We start from the raw sequence: 23,607 nt of genomic DNA, 5'->3' as shown, positions 1-23,607 counted from the left end.
AGCCGATCGGGTCCACCCTAGCGCTGTCACCCCTGCGCAGGCCGTTCCCCGTCGTTGACCCTCAAACGAAAGGTGAGGTTTCAATTGGTCAAGCGGTATGCATTCGTCGGTGTAATGGGCAGGACGACCGAAGTCGCCAATGTCCCCGTCAGTTCCCTTGCTGTTTGCGATTCACGCCTTGCAGCGCTGTTCGCCAGCCAAATCCCCCGCAATTCCTTGTGCGCCACTGCGTCCGCCCCTGACGTGAGTCCGCGGGCACGCGCCGCACCATCCCCCTGATTTCGCATGACCGACCCGGCACACACTGTCGGGCCTGACTGGCGGGTGATGAACGTCCCAGCCAAACACACAAAAATAATGTAGTCATGGACGGTAGCCTGATGTTCGACAAATCCTCCTCGCGTGGGATGACCTCCGCGCAGCCCAATGCTTTACCCGAAAATCCATCGACCACCCCGGCACTCGCCTACTGGCGCGAGCGGTTGGCCGATGCCCCTGCGTTGCTGGAGCTCCCTACCGACCGGCCACGGCCGGCGGTGCAGGGCGCTCAAACCGCTTCGCACGCGCTTTTGCTGGATGCGCCGTTGACCGAAGGGCTCAAGGCGTTGGGACGGCAACATGGCACCACGTTGTTCATGACCTTGCTCGCCGGTTGGGCGGTGGTGCTGGCGCGGTTGTCCGGTCAGCACGAGGTGATGATCGGGGCGCGCACGGGAGATTTAGGCAACACGCTGCCACTGCGCCTGTCCCCGACGGAGGCTCCGTCCACGAGCCAACTGCTCGATCACACCCGCGCTGTGCTACTCGGCGCCGAGGAACATCAGGACCTGCCGTTCGAGCAATTGCTCGCGCAACTCAACCCCGAACACAGCCCCGCTTACCATCCGCTGATCCAGGTGCTGTTCGCCTTGGACCACTCGCATTCGCTGCCTGCCGGGTTTGACCTGACATTGGTGCTGGCCGAAACGGAAGGGTGCATCAGCGGCTATCTGCATTACGCCTCGGCGTTGTTCGACGCCGCCATCATTGAGCGTTTCGCCGGTTACCTGAACACGATTCTGCAGCATATGGTCGCGCAACCCGCAGCTTCGGCAATGGCGCTGGAGATGCTCGACGACGCCGAACGCCAACGCCTGCTGCACGACTGGAACAGCGCCGAGCAACCGTTCGACGCCAACCAATACGTACACGGTTTGTTCGAAGCCCAGGTCCTGCGCAACCCCGATGCCATCGCCGCACGATTGAACGACGAGGCGCTGAGCTACGGCGAACTGAACACCCGCGCCAACCGCCTGGCCCATCACCTGCGCAGCCTCGGTGTCGGCCCGGACGTGCGCGTCGGGTTGTGCCTGGAGCGCTCGCTGGACATGCTGGTCGGCGTACTGGCGGTGCTCAAGGCTGGCGGTGCGTATGTGCCGCTGGACCCGGCGTATCCGCCGGCGCGGCTGGCGCATATGCTCGCCGACAGTGCGCCCGTCGTGGTGCTGACCCAAGGCCAGGACACGGCTGCTCTTCAGCATTCAACCGTGCTGGACATCACCGACACCCGCCCATGGGCCTCGCAATCACCGAACAATCCCGATCCCCTCATCGTTGGGCTAACGCCCCGGCACCTGGCCTACGTGATCTACACCTCGGGCTCCACCGGCACCCCTAAAGGCGTGATGGTCGAGCACCGTGGGCTGATCGCCGTCAGCGCGGCGTGGGAAAAGCTTTACGCATTGGGCGCGCCCCTCAATCACCTGCAAATGGCCGGTTTTTCCTTCGATGTGTTCAGCGCCGACCTGATCCGCGCACTGGGCTTTGGCGGCACCTTGGTGCTGTGTCCGCGTGAAACGCTGATGGACCCGCCGGCGCTGTATCGCCTGCTGAGCGAAACCCACATCGGTTTCGCCGACTTCGTGCCGGCGGTGATCAATCCGTTTCTGGCCTGGGTCGAAGAAACCGGCCACGACCTGTCGTTCATGCGCACCGTGGTCTGCGGCTCGGACATCTGGACCGCCCACAGCGCCCGGCAATTGCGCCGGTTGTGTGGCGAACAGGTGCAAATCGTCCAGGCCTATGGCGTTACCGAAGCGAGCATCGACAGCACCTGTTTTGAATTCAACGCCGATAGCGTGGCCGACGGCGTGTTGCCGATCGGGCGAGCGCTGGCCAACACGCGGATTTACCTGCTGGATGCCTTGGGCGCACCCGTGCCCGTGGGTGTCGCGGGCGAATTGCACATCGGTGGTGTTGGCGTCGCGCGGGGTTACCTCAATCTGCCGCAACTGACCGCCGAACGTTTTATCGACAGTCCATTTGTGGCAGGCGAGCGTCTGTATCGCAGCGGCGATCTGGCACGTTATCGGGCGGACGGTAATCTCGAATTCCTCGGTCGCAACGACTTCCAGGCCAAGCTGCGTGGCTTGCGTCTGGAGCTGGGGGAAATCGAAGCGCGTCTGGCGGACATCGCCGGGGTGCGCGAAAGCCTGGTGCTGTTGCGCCAGGACACGCTCGGCGAATCGCGACTGGTGGCCTATTACTGCGAAAGCCAAGACGCGGCGCTGACCCCGCGTTCGCTGCGTGAACAACTGCACACCAGCCTGCCGGATTACATGGTGCCCACCGCATACGTGCGCCTGGATGCGCTGCCGCTGACCGCCAACGGAAAACTGGATCGCAGTGCATTACCGATGCCGGATGCCGAGGCCTTCGATCAGCGCGACTACCAGCCGCCGCAAGGTCCACTGGAAATCGCACTCGCTAAAATCTGGGCCGAAGTGCTCGGTGTCGAGCGGGTCGGGCGTCAGGATCAGTTCTTCGCCCTCGGCGGTCACTCGTTGCTGGTGATGCGCGTGCTGGCTCAGGTTCGCCAGCAACTCGGTCTGGAAGTGGCCCCTTCGACGCTGTTTGCCGCGCCTGTGCTGGAACAGTTCGCCGAACGCCTGAAACTCAACCAGGACAAGGCTCGCGTGGCGATAACGGCTGTTGAACGGCCGGGCGCGCAAACGTTGTCGTCTGCCCAGCAGCGCCTGTGGTTCCTCGCACAAATGGAGGGTGGCAACGCGGCGTATCACATGCCATTGAACCTGCGCTTGCGCGGTCCGTTGCAGGTCGCCGCCCTGGAACGCAGCTTCAATCAACTGGTGGCGCGGCATGAAGCGCTGCGCACCACGTTCATCGCTGTTGAAGGGGAAGGGCGGCAACTGGTCGCGGCGCTCTGGCAGTTCATCAAGCTGTCGGTGATTGACCAGCAAGGCCAACCCCAAGCGCGTCTTACGCAATTGATCGACGAAGAAGGCGCCAAGCCCTTCGACCTGACCCGTGGACCGCTGATGCGCGTCAGCCTGGTGCGGCTGGCGGACGACGACCATGTGTTGCTGCTGACTCAGCACCACATCATCTCCGATGGCTGGTCCATGGGCGTGCTCACCCGCGAGTTGGGCTTGCTGTACGAAGCGGCCGTTCAGGACCGCGACGATCCATTGCCAGCGCTGCCCGTGCAGTATGTGGATTACTCGGTGTGGCAAAGGCAGTGGCTGACCGGCGACGTGCTGGCCGAACAGAACAGCTACTGGCGCGACACCCTCAGCGGCGCGCCGGTGTTGCTGGAACTGCCGGCCGATCACAAACGCCCACCGGTGCAGGATTACCTCGGCGGTTTCGTACCGCTGGTGTTCGACCCGGCATTGACCGCGCAGTTGAAAACCTTGTGCATGCAGCAGGGCACCACGCTGTTCATGACGTTGCTCGCGGCGTGGTCGCTGGTGCTGTCGCGCCTGTCCGGGCAAGCCGATGTGGTGATCGGCGTGCCGTCGGCCAACCGCACGCAGCAGGAACTGGAAGGGCTGATCGGTTTCTTCGTCAACACCCTGGCGCTGCGCATGACCCGCTCGGGCTCTCCGTCAGTGGCGCAATGGCTGCAACAGGCGCGCCGTGTGGCGCTGGGCGCCCAGGAACATCAGGATCTGCCGTTCGAGCAGGTCGTCGAATTGCTCAACCCGCCTCGCAGCCTGGCCCACAGTCCGTTGTTCCAGGTGCTGTTTGCCTGGGAGCAGGATCAGGATTCCGATCTGGTGTTGTCGGGGCTTGAGGTCAGCCCGGTCGAGAGCAGCCATCACGTGGCCAAGTTCGATCTGCAACTGGCGCTGCATGAGCGTGACGGGCAGATTGTCGGCGGTCTTGAATACGCCTCGGGGCTGTTTGAGCCGGCCACGGTGGCGCAGTTCGGTGAGTACCTGCGTCGGGTGTTGACCCAGATGGTCGAGAACCCTAAGCAGCCGTTGACCACGGTTGATTTGCTGAGCGCGGAACAGCATCAACAGATCGTCCACGACTGGAACCGCACCGAGCGCGACACCTCGGGCATGCCCGATTGTGTGGCGCGGTTTGAAGCCATTGCCCGGCAAACACCAGAGGCAGTGGCGGTGCTCGCGAATGACCGGCAACTGCGTTATGGCGAACTGAATCAAGCCGCCAATCGCCTTGCGCATTACCTGATCGAGCAAGGCGTGCGCCCCGAGCACCGAGTGGGACTTTGCCTGGCGCGCTCGCCGGAAATGGTCATCGGTTTGCTGGCGATCCTCAAGGCGGGCGCGGCGTATGTGCCGTTCGACCCGGCGTATCCGAGAGAGCGTCTGGCTTTCATGTTCAGCGATGCGGCACCGACCTTGCTGCTGACTCAGGACCCATTGCGCGACGGTCTGCCCACGCTCACCAACGCCTGCTGCCTGGACACCGATGCACAGCGCTGGGCGCACTGTCCGGACACTGATCCGCAAGTGGTCGTCAGCCCTGACAATCTGGGCTACGTGCTCTACACCTCCGGCTCCACTGGCCGCCCGAAAGGCGTGGCCCACAGCCGCCGCGCCCTGGATAACCTGATCGCCTGGCAGCTCGACCAAGCGCAGGCACCGGGCCGGGTCCTGCAGTTTGCTTCGCTGAACTTCGACGTGTCGTTCCAGGAAATCTGCAGCACTTTGTGTTCGGGTGGCAGCCTGTTGCTGATGACCGAAGACAGCCGCAAGGACCTCGCCGCGCTGCGTCCGACCCTGGTGGCCGAAGGCGTGCAGCGGGCGTTCCTGCCGTTTGCCGTGTTGCAGCAACTCGCCGGGCTGACCGAGGCCGACGCGCCGATGCCGGCCGGTGGCTGCGACATCGTCACGGCGGGTGAGGCCCTGCAAATCAACGATGAACTGCGCGGCTTTGTGCGTGGCCTCGGCGGCGCGCAATTGCACAACCAGTACGGCCCGACCGAAACCCATGTGGTCAGCCAGTTCAGCCTCTCATGCAGCGACGCTGAACACTGGCCAGACGCGCCGCCGATTGGCCGTCCGATCGCCAACGCGCGGCTGTATGTGCTCGACGTTGATATGAACCCGGTGCCGGTCGGCGTGGCGGGGGAGTTGTACATCGCTGGCGCGTGCCTGGCTCGGGGTTATCTGAACCGCCCGGACCTGACCGCCGAACGCTTCGTGCCGGACCCGTTCAGCGCCAAACCCGGCGCGCGCATGTACCGCAGCGGTGACTTGGCGAAATTCCAGGCCGACGGAAACGTGCAGTACCTGGGACGCATCGACCAGCAGGTCAAGCTGCGCGGTTTCCGTATCGAACTCGGTGAGATCGACAGCCTGTTGCAACAGCAGCCCGGCGTGCAGGAAGCCGCGGTGTTGCTGCGTGAAGACGTGCCGGGGGACAAGCGTCTGGTGGCCTACGTGGTCGGTCCGGCGTCCAGCGAATCCCTGCGCGCCGAACTGCAACGTCATCTACCGGAACACATGATCCCCAGCGCCTGGGTGTCGATGGCGCAGTTGCCGTTGACCCGCAACGGCAAACTCGACCGCCAGGCGCTGCCCGCACCGGAACGCAACGCCGGGGCCACTTACGTGGCGCCGCGCAATGACACCGAACAGCAAATGGCCGAGATCTGGGCCGAGGTGCTCAAGTGCGAGCGGGTCGGGATTCACGATAACTTCTTCGAACTTGGCGGACACTCGCTGCTGGCGACGCGGATGATCTACGCGATCAACCAGCGCATGGGCGCGCAGTTGTCCTTGAGCAGTCTGTTCAAGACGCCGGTGCTGATGGACCTGGCGGCGCAGGTGCAGGCCGGGCGCAGTGATGAAGCGCAAATCGTCCCGGCTTTCCTTGAGATCGAGGCGGATCGCGATGCCCGGCATGCGCCGTTCCCCCTGACCGATATCCAGCAAGCCTACTGGTTCGGTCGCGAAGCCACGGTCAGCCTCGGCGGGGTCAGTGCCCACGGCTACGAAGAACTGCGCATTCCCGACTTCGACGCCCCGCGTTTCGAGCAGGCGTTGAATCGCATGATCCAGCGCCACGACATGCTGCGCGTGGTGTTTCTCAGCGACGGCACGCAACAGGTGTTGGAGCAGGTGCCGACCTACTGCATGCCCCGCAGCGATTTGCGCGGCGTGCCCGCCGAGGTCGCGCAACAGACCCTTCAAGCCACCCGCGAGCGCCAGTCCCACCAAGTGCTGGACGCCAGTCGCTGGCCGCTGTTCGAGTTCAGCCTGTCGTTGCTCGGTGACGGCATCACCCATCTGCACATCAGCCTGGATGCGCTGATCGTCGATGCCGCGAGCACGCAGATTCTCGCTCGCGAACTGATGGCGTTTTACGTTGACCCGAATCTGATCCTGCCCGAACCGGGCCTGACCTTCCGTGATTACGTGTTGGCCGAACATCAACTGCGCAGCGGTATTCGTTACGAGCAGGCGCTGAGCTACTGGCGTGAACGGGTCACCACCCTGGCGCCGGCGCCGGACCTGCCGCTGGTGCGCCAACCGGACAGCATCAGCAACCCGCACTTCACCCGCCGCGACCGCGACATGCCGGCGACGCAATGGGCGCAGCTCAAAGCCGTGGCCAAACAGTTTGCGGTGACACCGTCGGTGATGCTGTTGACGGCATTCAGCGAAGTGCTGGCGCTGTGGAGCCGACAACCGCGCTTCACCCTGAGTCTGCCGCTGTTCAACCGTTTGCCGTTGCACCCGGATGTCGATGAAATCATCGGCGACTTCACCTCCCTGGTGCTGCTGGAAGTCAGCATTGCCGGGGCCATGAGTTTCACCGACAAGGCCCGGGCGTTGCAGGCGCAGTTGTGGCAAGACATCGATCACTCGGTGGTCAGCGGGGTGCGGGTGCTGCGGGAATTGTCCCAGGCCCGAGGCGTGCAGCAGACGGCGATGCCGATCGTGTTCAACAGCACGTTGTCGGAAGCGGCGCCGGAGCTGGCGGAGTTCAACCTGGCGGACGCGTTGAACGCCAGGCACATGCACAGCATCACCCAGACCCCGCAAGTGTGGCTCGACCACACCTTGCTGGAGCTGGAAGGACGCTTGCTGTTCAACTGGGACAGCATTGATGAGCTGTTTCCGGCGGGCATGATCGAAGAAATGTTCGTGGCCTATAACGCGTTGCTGGATCTCCTGCTGGAACCGACGGCCTGGGACGCGAGCACGCCGCAACTGCTGCCGTTGGCCCGCTTGCCGGCACCCCTCGACACTCAAGAAGCGTTGCCGTTGATGCACGAATTGTTCGAGCGTCAGGCCCTCATCACGCCGGACGCTGTGGCGGTGATCGCTGCACAGCGGCAACTCACCTACGGGCAATTGCGCGATGAGGCGCGGTCCCTGGGGGTGCTGCTTCAGGCCGAGGGCGTGGTGCCCAATCGACTGGTCGCCGTGATGATGGAACGCGGCTGGGAACAAGTGGTGGCGACGCTGGCGATTCTCTACGCCGGTGGCGCTTACATGCCGATTGACCCGACGCTGCCGGCGGAGCGGGTGCGGCATATTCTTGAGCGGGCCGAAGTCAGCCTGGTGCTGACCCAACCGGCGCTCCTCGGCGTGATCGAGTGGCCCGTGCAGGTCAGCGCCATCGCCGTGACCGATGACGTCATGGCCGAACACGCGCCGTTGCAACCAGTCAACGTCGCACCGACCGATCTGGCCTACGTGATCTACACCTCCGGCTCCACCGGCATGCCAAAAGGCGTGGTCATCGACCATCGCGGCGCGGTCAACACCTTGCTCGATATCAACCGGCGTTTTGCCGTCGGCCCGGCGGACCGGGTGCTGGCGATTTCGTCGCTAAGTTTCGACCTCTCGGTGTATGACTTCTTCGGCACCCTGGCCGTCGGCGCAGCGGTGGTGGTGCTTGAACCGCAACTGGCCCTCGACCCGGCGCATTGGCGGGACTTGATCGAACGTCATCAAGTGAGCCTGTGGAACTCGGTGCCGGCGTTGCTCGGCATGTTGCTCGAATATGTAGAGGGCGAGGGCGGTACGCTGCCGGTCAGCCTGCGGGTGGCGATGCTTTCCGGCGACTGGATTCCCCTGACCCTGCCGCAACGGCTGTGGGCGTTGCAGCCGTCGGCGCAACTGTTCAGCCTCGGCGGGGCCACCGAAGCCTCAATCTGGTCGATCTGCTACCCGGTGCAGCACGTCGATCCGGCGTGGCGCAGCATCCCTTACGGCAAGGCCCTCGATCACCAGCGCTTTTACGTGCTGGACGAAGCCCTGCAAGTGCGCCCGACCTGGGTTGCGGGGCAGTTGTACATCGGCGGTATCGGCCTGGCGCAAGGTTACTGGCGTGATGAAAAACTCAGCGCCGGCAGTTTCTTCCCGCACCCGTTGACCGGCGAACGCCTGTACCGCACCGGCGACCTCGGGCGTTTGCTGCCCGACGGCAACATCGAATTCCTTGGTCGCGAAGACAATCAGGTCAAGGTCCAGGGCTATCGTATCGAGTTGGGTGAAATCGAAGCCGCGCTCAATCGCCATCCCGGCGTGCAAGGGGCGGTGGTGCAAATCCTCGGCAGCACGCTCGGCGAAAAACGCTTGGCCGGCTATGTGCTCAGGGCCGATCCGGCGTTGCAGGCCAGCGACTTCGCCCAGTACCTGGCAGACAAACTGCCGGCGTACATGGTGCCGTCGTCGTTTACTTTCGTGGAGGCCTGGCCGTTGTCGTCCAACGGCAAGGTCGACAAAAAACGCTTGCCGGAACCCTCGCAACAACAGGAGTCCGGCCCGGCGCTGGACGTCGAGGGACCGCAGGAACAACGGCTGGTGGCGATCGTGCAGGGCGTGCTCAAGCGCGATGCCATCGCCGGCAACGCCAACCTGCTGAACCTCGGCGCGACGTCGATCGACATCGTGCGCATCAGCAACGCATTGTCCAGCGAACTTCGGTTCCGTCCCCATGTGGCGCAACTGTTGGCGCAACCGACCTTGCTGCACCTGGTCGGCATGTACCGCCAGAGCCTGGCGCGCCAGGAACTGGTCAGCAATGCGCAACAGCGTGCGGGCAGTCCTGAAGAGGTCATCGAAGATCCGCAGCAACGCGCGCAGTTCAAGGCTGATCAGCGTGGGCGTCGCAGCTTTGCCCCGGACTTGTCGGCGGTGGCGCTGTCACTGCCGCAATCCCCGGCATTCACCCGGCGCTTCAGCGATTACCGTTCGGTGCGCCAGTACGCCGCACAGCCGATTGAAACCCGCGCTTTTGCCGAACTGTTGGCGGCACTTGCCCAGGGGCAACTCGACGGCGAGGTGAAATACCAGTTTCCGTCGGCGGGCGGCTTGTACCCGATCCAGGCGTACCTCTACGTCAAGCCGGACCGAGTGCTCGGCGTGCCCGGTGGCGCGTATTACTACGACCCGCGCCAGCACCGGTTGCTCGCCCTCGACAGCGGGGTGCTCGACCCGGACACCTACGACTACTTCGTCAATCGCCCGGTGTATGAGAACGCCGCGTTCTCGCTGTTTTTCATCGCCGACATGGCCGCGATCCGTCCGCTGTACGGCGAGCGCAGTCGCGATTTCTGCCACATCGAAACCGGCGCCATGGCGCAATTGCTGACCATGACTGCCGTCGAACAAGGCCTGGGCCTGTGCGGTACGGGTTCGATTGAAGAGGCGCAATTGCCGGCGCTGTTCGACCTCGGGCCGAGCCATCAATTGATCTACTCGATGGTCGGTGGCCTGCGCACCACGGATGAGCAACACCGCGCCCAAGTCGAGGCCTTTGCGCCCGACCAGCCCAGTGACGACAGCGACATGGAGGAATTTGAGGTATGAACGCCTATCAATTGCTGGAGCTGTTCGCTCGTCATGCTGTAGTTCTTGAAGTGGACGGCGACAAGCTGCGCTGCAAGGCGCCGCGCGGGTTTCTCACTGAAGAGATGATGCAGGCGCTCAAGCGCCACAAACTGGAATTGATTGCGTTGCTGGGCGGCCAAGACGGCGCGGCGATTCCGCTACGACCGGCCGGTGAATCGACCGCGCCGCTGTCGTTTTCCCAGCGACAATTGTGGTTTCTCGATCAACTGGAACCGGGCAACGCGTTCTACAACGTGCCCACGGCGGTGACCCTCAAGGGTTCGCTTGAAGTGCCGCTGCTGGAGCGGGCACTGAACGAACTGATCCAGCGCCACGAAATCCTGCGCACGACGTTTTGCAGTGTGGATGGCGAACCGCGTCAAATTGTCCATCCGGCGATGCCGCTGGCACTGCATGTGGCCGATTTACGCGACCTGCCAGCCGCCGAACGCGAGCAACAGGTGAGGGCGGCAGTTGATCACGATGCTCGCGCACCGTTCGATCTGGCCACCGGCCCACTGTTCCGAGCCGCGTTACTGCGCCTGGCCGACGACGAATACCTGTGGCTGTACAGCGTGCACCACATCATCGCCGATGGTTGGTCGATGGGCGTGATCCTGCACGAAGTCGCCACGTTGTATGGCGATTACCTGCGCGGCGAGCCGTCGAGCCTGGCGCCATTACCGGTGCAGTACGCCGACTACGCCTGCTGGCAACAGCAACGTCTCGTTGGTGACGCGTTAACCGCGCAACTTGATTACTGGCGGCGCACCCTGGCCGACGCGCCGGCACTCTCGACCATCCCCGCCGACCGTCCTCGGCCACTGGTGCAGCGCTATGCCGGCACCACTTTCAGTTCATCCCTCGACGGCAACACGTTGCGTGAGCTGAATGGGTTGGCTCGACAAACCCAAGGCACCTTGTTCAACGTGTTGATGGGCGCTCTGGCCGTGCTGCTTTGGCGGTACAGCGGTCAGCAGGATTTGTGCATCGGTACACCATTCGCCAACCGCAGCAGCCCGGAAATCGAGCCGCTGATCGGGCACTTCGTCAACACTTTGGTGCTGCGCCAACGCCTGGATTCGCAGCAAACCTTCGCCGAATTGCTGCGCGATGTGCGCGGGCAGATGCTCGACGTTCACGCTCATCAGGACGTGCCGTTAGACCGGGTGGTCGAGGCCGTCAACCCGCAGCGTGATACCGCTCATTCGCCGTTGTTCCAGGTGATGCTGGTATTGCAGAACACCCCCGGCGGCGCGGTGGAAATGCCCGGTTTAAGCCTGTCGCCCTACAGCACCAGCAGCGCCACGGCCAAGTTCGACCTGGCATTTGAGTGGGTAGAACGGGAAGGGCGGCTGAATCTGTTGATCGAGTACAACACCGACCTGTTCGACGTGGCGACCATTGAACGCCTGAGCGGGCATTACCGGCAGTTGCTCGAACACATCGCCCAGGACCCCAAGCAGCCGATTGGCGCGTTGTCGCTGTTGGCCGAGGCCGAGCGCGAACAAATCCTGGTGGACTGGAACCGTTCCGCGCCGCTGATGCAACCGGTCGATTGTGTGCACCGATTGTTCGAAACCCAGGTTGCGCGCAATCCGCAAGCCTGCGCGGTGGCGTTCGAAGCTGAAACCCTGAGCTACGGCGAATTGAATGCCCAGGCCAATCGTCTGGCCGCCTATTTGCGCAGCCTCGGTGTCGGCCCGGACGTGCGCGTGGCGGTGTGTGTCGAGCGCTCGCTGGAATTGCCGGTGGCGCTGCTGGCGGTGCTCAAGGCTGGTGGTGCCTATGTGCCGCTGGACCCGAATTACCCGGTCGGACGCCTGAGCCACATGCTCAGCGACAGCACTCCGGCGGTGCTGCTGACCCTCGGCTCGGCGCACGCCATCTTACGCCAGGCCCAGCAAGGCTCAACCTGGGAAGCGCCGGTACTTGACCTCAAGGCCGACGCCGGAAGTTGGGTCGGGCTGTCGCCAGACAACCCCGACCCGCGCAGCGTCGGTGTCACGCCCGATCACCTCGCCTATGTGATTTACACCTCGGGCACCACCGGGTTGCCGAAGGGCGCGATGGTCGCCCATCGCGGCCTGAGCAATCTGTTGCTGTGGTGTTCCCAGGTCTGCGGCGAAACCGGGGTGATGCTGCACAAGATTCCCTTCGGTTTCGACGCCTCGGCCTGGGAAACTTTCTGGCCGCTGGCCACGGGCGGGCGGCTGGTTGTCGCACGTCCCGGTGGTCATTTGGAACCGGGTTACATGGCGAAAGTGGTGCGCGAACAGCGAGTCACGGCGCTGGTGTTTGTGCCGGCGATGCTGCAACTGTTTCTTGAGGTCGATGAAGTCAGTCTGTGCACCGAGCTGACCGACGTGTTCAGCGGCGGCGGTGAGCTGTCGCCGGCCCTGGCCCGGCGTTTTCAGGAGCGTCTGCCCCATGCCCGTTTGCACAATGTCTATGGCCCGACCGAAACCACGGTGATCAACAGCGTCTGGACCCTGGAGCCCGGCGCCGAGGTCCCGGCCCTGCAAGTGCCGATTGGCCGGCCCATCGCCAACAACCGTTTCTACGTGCTGGATGAGCGCGATGCGCCGGTGCCGGTGGGCGTTACAGGACAACTGCACATCGGTGGCGTGGGTGTGGCCCGTGGTTATCTGGGACTGGCACAACTCACCGCCGAGCGCTTTATCGACAACCCGTTCGTGCCCGGTGACCGGCTCTATCGCAGCGGCGATCTGGCGCGTTATCGCCCGGATGGCCAGCTGGAATTCCTCGGGCGCAACGACTTCCAGGTCAAGTTGCGCGGCGTGCGCCTGGAACTGGGCGAGATCGAGGTACGCCTGGAAGCGTTCGCCGACATCCGCGCCGCCGTGGTGCTGATGGTCGGCGACACGGCGCAGAACCAGCGACTCGTAGCCTGCTGTGCCGTGATGGAAACCCCGGACGAGTCGGCGGTGCACGCGCACCTGGCGGCCACGTTGCCAAGTGCGGTATTGCCGAGCGCCTACCTGTGGCTCGACACGCTGCCGCTGACCGCCAATGGCAAAGTCGATCGCGTGGCCCTGACGACCCTGGCCGATCACGACCTGGCCAATCGTCAGGTCAACCTGAGCAGCCCGCGGGACCACATCGAACTGACCCTGTACCAAATCTGGAAAGGTTTGTTGCTGGCGACCCAGATCGGCATCCGCGACAACTTTTTCAACGTCGGCGGGACGTCCATCGCGGCGATCAAAATGGCCCACCAGATCGGCCAGGCGTTCGCCGTCGAAGTGCCGGTGCGCGTGGTGCTCGGCTACCCGACCATCGAAGCTCTGGGCGGCTGGTTGCGCGCCGGGGCCAGTCCGGCGGCGGTGCAAAGCAATCTGATCGAATTTCGTCGCGGCGCGGGCCAGCGCAATGTGGTGTGCATTCACCCGGCGGGTGGCACCGCGTTTTGCTATTTGTCCCTGGCCAAAGTGCTGCCGGAAGCGGTGGGTGTGTACGGTGTGCAATCGCCGGGACTGAATCCGGGGGAAGCCACCGAGCCGACGGTCGAAGCCATGGCCGAGGCCTATTTGCGCCTGATCGAACCCTTGGCGACGCAACCGCTGGTGCTCACCGGGCTGTCCTTCGGTGGTCTGGTGGCTTACGAAATGGCCCGACGTTTGACAGCGGCGGGGCATCGCCAAGTGACCGTGGTATTGCTCGATACCCAAGGCTCGGATGATCCGGGTTTCCGGCAACAGATCGGCACCGTGGACATGGCCGAGTTCCGCGACAAACTGGTGCGCTTCAATGGCATGTACCCCGGCATCGAAGACGCCCAGGTCGAGCGTTATTTCCACCTCTACAACCACAACCGTCTGGCCATGGCCGGCTACGAGTGCGAGCCCCGCGCCGGTCGCGTGGTGCTGATCCAGGCCCGGGAAGGTTTCAGTCGCCAGCAGTTGCATGAACTGCGGGGCTTCTGGCGTCGGCGTGCTGGCGAGGGCTTCCTGGCGAAACTGGTGAATGGCGGTCACTGGGACATGCTTGAAACCGCTGAAGTGCATCGGGTCTCCCAGACCCTCAAGCAGGAGCTGCAACGCTTCGACGCGCAGGAGGCGAAATGATGAATCCACAGATGCTGACGTTGCTCGCACAATTTGCCGGACAAGTACGGCGCGATCCCCAAGCCCTGGCAGTCATTGATCAGCACTCACGGCTGACCTACGCCGAACTGGCCAGCGCCAGCGAACGCATCGCCCGGGGTTTGCAGGCGCGGGGCGTGCAACCGGGCCAGGCAGTGGCGCTGTGCATGCCGCGTGGCTGGCAATGGCTCGCGGCGATACTTGGTGCGTTGAAAGTCGGCGCCGTGGTGGTGCCGCTGGACCGTGCCAGCCCTTTGAAGCGCCGGGACTTGATGCTTGCCGACGCCGCGTGCGTGGGGCTGATCACGCTGGATGAAGAATGGAGCCCGGCAACCGCGCTTTGGCAGGCGAGTGTCGACGCGCTGCTGGATCACCCGGATCAACCGCCACAACCCTTGGCCGACACGTTTGCCGAGGTAAGTTTCCTGTTCTACACCTCGGGCACCACCGGCACACCGAAAGCGGTGGAAGTCGGCGAACGAGGCTTGCTGCGCCTGACCCAAACCGCTGGCTACATCGAGATTCGTCCGGCGGACCGTTTTGCCTGCCTGTCGAATCCGGCCTTCGATGCGTGCAGTTTTGAACTGTGGGCGCCGCTGCTCAATGGCGGTTGCTGCGTGATGATTGCCGATCACGATTTGCTGGACGCGCAACGTCTGGCCCGGGTGTTGGAAGAACAGCGGGTCGACAACCTGTTCATGACCGTTTCGCTGTTCAACACCTTGAGCGCGGAATGTCCTGCGTGTTTTGCCAGTTTGCGTCAGGTGCTGATTGGCGGCGAACAAATCAGCGCCGCCGCCGTGCGTGCCTGGTATCGAGCGAATCCTGACAGTCAGTGCCAAATCTTCAACGTCTACGGCCCCACCGAATGCACCACGTTTGCGTTGTGTTATCCGATTGCCCGGGACTTCAGCGGCCCGTCGGTGCCGATTGGCCGGCCATTGCCGGACACTGGCGTGCGGGTGCTGGATGAGCAACATCGAACGGTCGCGGTCGGTGAAGTCGGTGAGCTGTACTTGAGCGGCAGCGGTGTTGCCCGAGGCTACCGCAACCGTGCCGAAGACACCGCCCGCAGCTTCGTGCGCCTGCCCGAACTCGACGCTGGCGCCCAGGTGCATTACCGGACAGGTGATCGGGTGCGGGTCAACGCTGAAGGATTGGTCGAGTACATCGGCCGGGTTGATCGCCAGGTAAAGGTGCGTGGTTTTCGCATCGAGCCAGGGGAGGTGGAGCTGCAGATTCTGGAGCATCCGCGGGTGGCGCAGGCGTATGTCTGCACCCGGCGTCAGGCTGCCGAAGATCATCAGTTGCTGGCGTTTATCGTGCCGCGCGACGGTTTGGACTACGTTGAGTTCGACGCCCATTTGCGGGCGCGACTGGCGTCCTACATGCGCCCGCACCAATTGTTTTTGCTGGAGCGTCTGCCGCTGACCGCCAACGGCAAGATCGACCGCGACAACTTGCTCGCACAGGCGTTGACACCATGGCGGGCAGCCGTCGAGCAGAGTGATGTCGATGTTTCGCCGGCCCTGAACTGGTTGCTGGAGCACGTTCGAACCTTGCTGGGCCAACCGACATTGGGTGCGCACGACGACTGGCTCGGCAGTGGCGGCGATTCGCTCAAAGCCATGCGCTTGCGTTCGGCGATTCGCACCCATTGGCAGCGTGAAATCGCCATCGCCACGTTGTTGAGCGAGCCTTTCGCAGCGCTGGCCGAACACCTGATCGGCCAACAGGCCAACTTTATCTATCCTCCCGCGCCCTCCATCAGCAGCGCACGACGTCTGCCGGCCACCGCCGAACAACGCCGCTTGTGGCTGATGCAACAACGCACACCGACATCGACCGCTTATAACGTGCCGCTGATTCTGCATCTCGCAGCGGGTATCGACGTGCCGGCGCTGACGCATGCCGTGGGGCAACTGGCGGCGCGTCATCCGGGGCTACGTACGGCGTTTGTGTCCGGCGCTGATGGCCTCGATCAAGTGATCGTCGAACAAGGCCCGGTTTGCCGCACCTTCGAATCGGGGCATTTCACTGAAGACACCTGGCAAGCCTTCGCGGCATTGGTGTTCGGTACGCCGTTTGATCTGGCCACGCCGACGCTGTTCCAGGCCTGGCTGCTGCCGTTTGCCGATGGCAGTTGCCGGTTGTTGCTGAACCTGCACCACATCATCGTCGATGGCTGGTCGATGAACCTGCTGTTCGACGACCTGACGCAGCTGTATGAAGACGCCGTGCACGGTCGCATCAGTGCTGAGCCGGCGCCACGCCTGACCACGCTGGAATTTGGCCTGTGGCAGGGCCAGTGGAGTGTCGATCCGCATTACCGCGACCAGCGCCGGGCCTTGGCGCAATTGCACCGCCAGCAAGAGGCGCCGTCGCCCGCGCTGCTGCCGATGCGAGCCGTCAGTCCGGACGCCAGACTCTACCGCGCCCCCCTGGGCAACCTGCGCAGCGCGGCCCTTGAGCGTTTTTGCAGCCAGCAGCGCCTGACCCGTTTCGAAGTGCTGTTCAGTGTCTTCGCCTGGAGCCTGTACGCCCTGACCGGGTGTGAACGGCCACGGATCGCCAGCCCGGTGTCGAACCGGCCGCTGGCGGAATTCGAACAGACGCTGGGCATGTTTGCCAACACCGTGCTGATCCCGAGCGCCATCGACAATGCGCTGGCGTTGGGCGACCAATTACGGCGCCAGACCTTCACCGTGCGCGAGGTGCTGGCGTTGCAGGACGTCGCGTTGGCGGATGTGGTGGAAGACTTGCGGTTGTCGTCGGGCACGGCGTTGTTCGATTTTATGTTCGTGCTGGAAAACACCGATTACGCCGCGCTGGCGGGTTCCGGCTTGCAAGCGACGCTGGAGTTCAGCGAGCCGTTGCAGGCCAAATGCCCGCTGACCTTGCTTGTCGTGGGGGCTGAATGCTGGTGGGAATATCAGTGCAGCTACTTCGATGAAGCGCAGATGCACGCGGTGAATGACCTGTTCTGCCGTGGCCTCGACCTGCTGCTGGAATCCCCGGCAGCGACTCTCGACGAATTGCTCAGTCCTTATCGCCGGCAATTGCCGGCGGCCAGCGAGGGTGCCAGCGGCGAACCGCCGTTCTACACCCTGGCCGACTGGTTCGAGCATCAGGTCCATTGCACGCCGGACGCCATCGCATTGGTTGCCGGCCAGCAGCGCGTGAGCTATGGCGAGTTGAATACGCTGGCCGACACCTTGGCGGCGACCTTGATCGAGCGCCATCCGCTGCCGATTCATGACAACGCACCGCTGCATGTGGTGTTGTTCCTTGAAGCCTCGGTCGAGCACATCGTTGCCTTGCTGGCCCTGGCCAAACTCAACCTGACCGCCGTGCCGCTCGATCCCGGTTATCCGCTGGCCGTACAGCGTCAGGTGCTGGAACAGGCGAATCCGCATTGCCTGTTGTTCAGCACCGCGACCGAGGCGGCGCTGGAAAACCTCGATGCCAAGCGCTTTGCCCGGCATCGGGTGGATCTGAGCGCTGAAGCCCAATCTTTCGAGCGCCCGCGTCATTCCGGCGAGCGCGCGCTGTACACGCTGTTTACCTCCGGCTCCACCGGTACGCCCAAAGGTGTGCAAGTGCCGGATCGCACCCTGTGCAACCTGCTGCAATGGCAGCGCACCGAAGGCCAGTTGCCGGCGAAATCGGTGACCTTGCAGTTTTCCATGTTGTCGTTCGATGTGTCGTTCCAGGAAATCTTCGGCACCTTGTGCGGCGGTGGCACCTACCACCTGATCACGCCCCGCTGGCGCCAGGATGCCCAGGCGTTGCTGGCGTATCTGGTTGAGGCGCGAATCGAACGTTTGTTCCTGCCGTGTGTGGCGTTGCAGCACCTGGCGCAAACCGCTGTAGCTCAAGGCGTGTACCCGTCGGCACTGCGCGAAGTGGTCACGGCGGGGGAGCAACTGCTGTGCACCGACGCGCTGAAAACCTGGTTCGCCGGTTTGCCGCTGGCGACATTGTTCAATCACTACGGCCCCACGGAAACCCACGTGGTCAGCGCTTACCGCTTGTCGGCAACCGCCCGTGACTGGCCGCTGCGCGCACCGATTGGCCACGCCGTCAGCAATGCCCGGTTGTTGTTGGTGGACGATCACGACCGCCCGGTGCCGAACGGTAGCCGTGGCTACCTGCTGGTGGCCGGACCGATGATTTCCCGCTGCTACCTCGCCGACCCGGCATTGAATGCGGCGCGGTTTATCGAACTGCCCCAGGCTGAAGGTGACACCCGGTTGTTTTATCGCACCGGCGACCTGGCCTGGGCCGACCCTGAAGGTTGCCTGCATTATCTGGGGCGCGACGATCAGCAGATCAAACTCAGCGGTCATCGCCTGGAGCTGGGGCAGATCGAAGCGGCGCTGATGCAGGTGCCGCAAGTGATCAACGCGGTGGTGACGGTCCAGGCCGATCCGCCGAGCCTGATCGCCTACCTGCAACTGCAAGGCGAACCGGCGACGGCGCAGATGCTGGATCGTCAGGTCACCCGGCAACTGCCGGCCCACGTGCGCATTGACGAGTACCGACGGATCGACGCCTGGCCACGCACGCCCAGCGGCAAAATCGACCGCAAGGCCTTGAGCGGGTTAGGTGAGGCGTTGGAGCGCCGTCGGTCAACGGCTCCGGCCATTGCGCTGAGCGCGCTGGAGCAGCAACTGAGCGAGTTGTTCAGCGCCGTGATTGGCCGTGAAATCGAACCCGATCAAACCTTCTTCGAAGCCGGCGCCACCAGCCTTGGCCTGATGCGCCTGCACGCCCGCTACAACCAGGAACTGCCGCACGCAGTGGCGATGGCCGATCTGTTCGAACAGGTGACAGTGCGACGGCTCGCGGCGCACTTGTCCAGCGCGCCATCGGCCCCGGCCGAGCGGGTACGCCACGCCGATGTCGGCCAGCAACCCATGGCGATCATCGGCATGGCGGTCAACGTCGCCGGGGCGCAGAACCTCGATGAGTTCTGGTCCATGGTCCAGGGTGGCGAGTTGGGTATCGAGCATTTCGAGGCCAGCGAAGGGCGCGTCGGTGCCCGCAGTCAACTCGCCGGAATGCTGGATTTCGACCCCGAGTATTTCGGCATCAGTCGTCAGGAAGCGCGCCTGATGGACCCGCAACAGCGGCATTTGTTGATGGCGTGTGTGCAGGCGCTGCAACACGCGGCGATCACGCCGTCCGCCGACGGTCCGCGCATCGGCCTGATTGCCAGTTGCGGCGAAACCACTTACTTCCAGCAGATGTTGCGCGAGACCGCCGACGGTGATTTGCCGGACGGTTTCCAGATGGCGCTGCACCACGACAAGGACTTCCTGGCGACCAAAGCCGCCTACCATCTCGACCTCACCGGCCCGGCCATGAGCGTGCAGGCAGCGTGCGGCAGTTCGCTGATCGGCGTGCACCTGGCCAGCGCGATGCTGCGCCAGGGTGACAGCGACGTGATGCTGGCGGCCGGGGTGCTGATCGACCCGACGTTGACCGACGGCTATCGCCATCGTTCGCAGCACATCTTTTCCAGTGACGGTCTGTGCCGACCGTTCAGCGACGATGCCAGCGGTACCATCGGCGCCAGTGGTTATGGCGTGGTGGTGCTCAAGCCTTTGGCCCGGGCTCGCGCCGATGGCGACCGGATTTATGCGCTGGTCGAGGCCTCGGCGCTGAACAACGATGGCCGTGACAAGATGAGCTACACCGCGCCATCGGTGGCGGGGCAGAGTGCGGTGATTCGCGAAGCCTTGGCCAAGGCCGGGCTGACCGGCGCCGACATCGGTTACATCGAAGCCCACGGCACCGGCACGTTGCTGGGTGACCCGATCGAAGTCGCGGCACTGAGCAAGGCGTTCGGTGATGCCCCGGCCGGCGGTTGTGCGTTGGCCTCGGTGAAAAGCCAGATCGGCCATTTGGGCGCGGCGGCCGGGGTGGTTGGACTCATTCGCGCCAGCCTCGCGGTGTTCCATGGCGTAGTGCCGCCGAACCTTGGCTTTGGCCGGATCAATCCGCAAATCGACTTCGCGAATTCGCCGTTCTACATACCAACTACGTCGCGGCCATGGCCAGAAGGTCGGCGGTGTTTGGCGGGGGTCAGCAGTTTTGGCATCGGTGGCACCAATGCCCATGTGATTGTGGGGGCTGCGCAGCAGGATGACGTTTTGGCTGAAGACGTGGTGCCATGCCTGATGCTCTCGGCTCACAGCCGTTCGGCGTTGTTGCGTGATGTGGCGGCGATTCAAGGGTATTTGCAGGCTTATCCCGAGCGGCACGAAGCGCTGCTGCGCCACCTGCAATCCGGTCGTCGTCAATTGCGCTGGCGTTTGGCGATGGCGTATCGGCCAGGTGAGGAGTTGCAGACTTCGTCGATCAAGGAAGTGAGCGTGTCGGGTGTGCAGCTGAAGGCCAATGGGCATTCAACTCAGGCGCTGATTGAGGCGTGGTATGACGGTGCAACCATCGACTGGCCACAGCGCTCGGCGCCACCGCCCTGGGATCTGCCGCCATCGTCTTTCGACCTGGAGACTTTCCGGTTCCAGACGGCTGCCGTCGCTGAACCCGAAAAGGCGATGACCATCGAGCGACAGCCATTAGCTGACTGGTTCTACCAACGGCAATGGATACGCGTGCGACGCTTGAACACGGTGGTGGCTACCGAACGACGTGAAACCCTGGTCATCTGCAGCAACGATGCGCCCGACGCGACGTTGCTGGAGTGCCTGAATGGCGTTTATCAGCGGGTGATTCAGGTGCGCGCCGGCAACGGCTTCAAGCGACTCGGTCCGGATTGTTTCGAGCTGGATCCGCTGGACGTCCAGGCCTTGTCGCGCCTGCTCGACGAACTGGCTGAGCCCGCATTGGGTGAACTCGACTGGCTGCATGCCTTACCGCTTTCAGTGACAGGCCCGGTCAATGAGCAAAGTCTGGCGGCAGCACAGTGGGCCGGTCTGGACACGGTCAGCGCCTTGATGCAGGCCTGGGGGCAAACCTCGCGGACGACGGCCCTGCGGCTGTGGCTGATGTCATGGCAGGCGTGCCCGGTGGACGGTGAAGTGATGCGCCCCGAGCTGGCGGCGCTGGCCGGGATCGCCGAAGTGGTGCCCCAGGAATACCCGGTGCGTTGTCACTGGCTGGATTGGCCGTCGTCCCGCTTGGGCGCGCAGGAACTGGCGACGTTACTCGCGGCCCCGGCGTCCTTGCCTCGGCGCATGGCGATTCGCGGTGGTTACCTTTGGCAACCACGGTTGATCGCCAGCCCGTTGCCGGCCAGTGCAGCGATGTCGAACAGGCTGCCCATGGATGGCACGTTCCTGGTGCTGGGCGGCACGGGCGGTATCGGGCGCACGTTGGCCGAGCACCTGTTGCAGGCGCCGCAACGGCGCATCGTCGTGCTCTCGCGTGGGGGTGAATTGCCGGCAGCGCTGGCGGCGTATGTCGCGCGGATCGACTGCGTTCAGGCCGACATCTCCGACCTGGTCCGTTGGCCCACGGTGCTCGACCAATTGGCCCGGCGTTACGGCCGCTTTGCCGGGGTGATCCACGCCGCCGGGGTCGGTGCGGGCAGCCTGATTCGCCAGCGTGACGCCCGCCAATTGGGCGAAGCCATGGCGGCCAAGACCCGTGGCATGCTCGCGGTCGAGGCCTTGATTGAGGCGATGAATCCCGGGTTTGTCCTGTACTGCTCGTCGATGTCAGCGCTGTTCGGCGGCGCGGGGCATATGGATTACGCGGCCGCCAGTGGCGTGCTCGACGGCTTCGCCCATTACCGTCCGAACACCACCAGCGATTGCGTGCGCCTGGGCATCAACTGGGACATCTGGCGCGACATCGGCATGGCCACCACCAGCGGCACCGGCGATGCCGCGCATCAGGAACACCTGACGGTCGGCATGACGGCGGAAGAGGGCTGCCGGGTGTTCGACCTGGCTATGGCGACGCAACTGCCACAACTGCTGATCTCGACCACTGGCATCGACACTGCGCGGCGTTTTTACCCGGTTCGCCATGGCGCTGTGATTGCGCCGATGAATGTGCCGGAGGTGTTGGATCTGCACAGCCATCTGCACGAATGCCTGTGCAAATGGCTGGGTGTCAGCACTCTCGAGGACGACGATTCGCTGTACGAACTGGGGGCGGATTCCCTGACGTTGCTGGACCTGATCGACGAACTGCAAGCAGCCACCGGTGTGGTGTTCCAGCTCTCGCAATTCAGTCACAAGGTCAGTCTGCAAGAAGTCCTGGCGCTGGTGGATGCAGCCGCGGTCTGTGTGACGCCAACAGCGCCGGATACCTGGGCCGATGCGGTGCAGGTTGATCAATGGCACGCGGGGGCCGGCCGTGAGTGGCTGTACCTGATTCACCCGGTGGGCGGCGATGTCCAGGCGTATCGGGAACTGGTGTCGGCGCTGCATCCGGATCTGGGCGTGTGTGTGATTGCCGATCCGGCGTTGCGTCTGCCGGACTTGCCGAACATCAGCCTCGATGAGCGCGCCACTCTTTACCTGAAAGCGATTCAGGCCCGGGAGCTCAACGGCAGTGCCTGGCGCCTGGCGGGTTGGTCGTTTGGTGCCTGGGTGGCGCAGTCGATGTGCAGCCTGGCGCAGTCATCCGGAATCAGGCAGCCGCTGTTGTACCTGATCGACCCGCCCGCGCCGGATGCCGGGGCGGAACTGGCGAGCATCGATGATCAGGCCATCGAGCAGGTGTTCCAGCGCGAGTTTGCCCAGCGTTGGCCCGACGCCGTCGGCCGGGCGTTGTCGGAAGACCGGCAACTCTATATGCAGCGCCTGACCCATTGCTGCCACCACAACATCGCGAGCATGGCGGCCTTCCAGCCACCGCCCTTGGCCAACACCTCAGCGCGGCTGTTCATCGCCGCGCAAGCCAATCCCTATGGCGTGGGCAGTGCCTGGAACACCGAAGATCTGAAACAAGCGTGGCAAGGATTACTCCCGCAGTTGCTGAGCTGGCAGCTGCTGGACACCGATCACTACGGCGTCGTCGCGGGCCAGTGGGCGCGGGTGATCGCCGACATCATCAGCACCGATTCGCAACCCGAGGAGGGCGATCAGCATGAGTGACATCAACCCGCAATTCGAAGTGGTACGCAACGACGAAGGCCAGTACTCCCTGTGGCCGGTGGGCAAGCCGATGGCTAATGGTTGGACCGAGGTTGGGCAGCGTGGGGAGCGGCAGGTTTGCCTGGATTACATTGCTGAACACTGGACGGATATGCGGCCGCGTTCGTTGCGCGAGCTCTTGTCCTGACAATGGACAACCCCTGTGGGAGCGAGCCTGCTCGCGAAAGCATTGTGTCAGGCAGCATAAATGTTGACTGTGCCGGCGTCTTCGCGAGCAGGCTCGCTCCCACAGGTTTGAACGCATTTCAAATAATAAGGTGA

The 23,607-nt window shown here is 63.7% G+C and carries 4 protein-coding genes; all 4 read left to right on the top strand.

The features are described from left to right. Positions 1 to 380: 380 nt before the first annotated feature. Genes ACIQY3_RS09645 through ACIQY3_RS09630 form a run of 4 tightly spaced genes read left to right on the top strand, consistent with a single transcriptional unit; the run spans position 381 to position 23,473 of the window. Complete coding sequence (locus ACIQY3_RS09645; RefSeq protein WP_403018894.1) at positions 381 to 10,082, top strand: amino acid adenylation domain-containing protein; 9,702 nt, start codon at positions 381 to 383, stop codon at positions 10,080 to 10,082. Further along, entirely contained in the window at positions 10,079 to 14,191 is a 4,113-nt protein-coding gene (locus tag ACIQY3_RS09640) for an amino acid adenylation domain-containing protein (protein WP_403018892.1), read from the top strand. The genes ACIQY3_RS09645 and ACIQY3_RS09640 overlap by 4 nt, the downstream gene beginning before the upstream one ends. Next, positions 14,188 to 23,286 carry an amino acid adenylation domain-containing protein gene (locus ACIQY3_RS09635; protein ID WP_403018891.1) on the top strand — a complete coding sequence of 3,033 codons (9,099 nt, stop codon included), beginning with the start codon at positions 14,188 to 14,190 and terminating at the stop codon, positions 23,284 to 23,286. Before ACIQY3_RS09640 ends, ACIQY3_RS09635 begins: the two co-directional genes overlap by 4 nt. After that, positions 23,279 to 23,473 (top strand): MbtH family protein, encoded by a 195-nt coding sequence (locus ACIQY3_RS09630; protein ID WP_403018888.1) that lies wholly within the window; start codon positions 23,279 to 23,281, stop codon positions 23,471 to 23,473. The genes ACIQY3_RS09635 and ACIQY3_RS09630 overlap by 8 nt, the downstream gene beginning before the upstream one ends. The last annotated feature ends 134 nt before the right edge of the window (positions 23,474 to 23,607 follow it).

The organism is Pseudomonas sp. NPDC096950 (assembly GCF_044762525.1).
Taxonomy (GTDB): domain Bacteria; phylum Pseudomonadota; class Gammaproteobacteria; order Pseudomonadales; family Pseudomonadaceae; genus Aquipseudomonas.
This window is presented reverse-complemented; position numbering and strand designations above follow the sequence as displayed.

Coding starts and splice junctions, on each gene's coding strand:
- ACIQY3_RS09630 (WP_403018888.1), top strand. CDS start 23,279: ATGAGTGACATCAACCCGCAATTCGAAGTGGTACGCAACGACGAAGGC.
- ACIQY3_RS09640 (WP_403018892.1), top strand. CDS start 10,079: ATGAACGCCTATCAATTGCTGGAGCTGTTCGCTCGTCATGCTGTAGTT.
- ACIQY3_RS09645 (WP_403018894.1), top strand. CDS start 381: ATGTTCGACAAATCCTCCTCGCGTGGGATGACCTCCGCGCAGCCCAAT.
- ACIQY3_RS09635 (WP_403018891.1), top strand. CDS start 14,188: ATGATGAATCCACAGATGCTGACGTTGCTCGCACAATTTGCCGGACAA.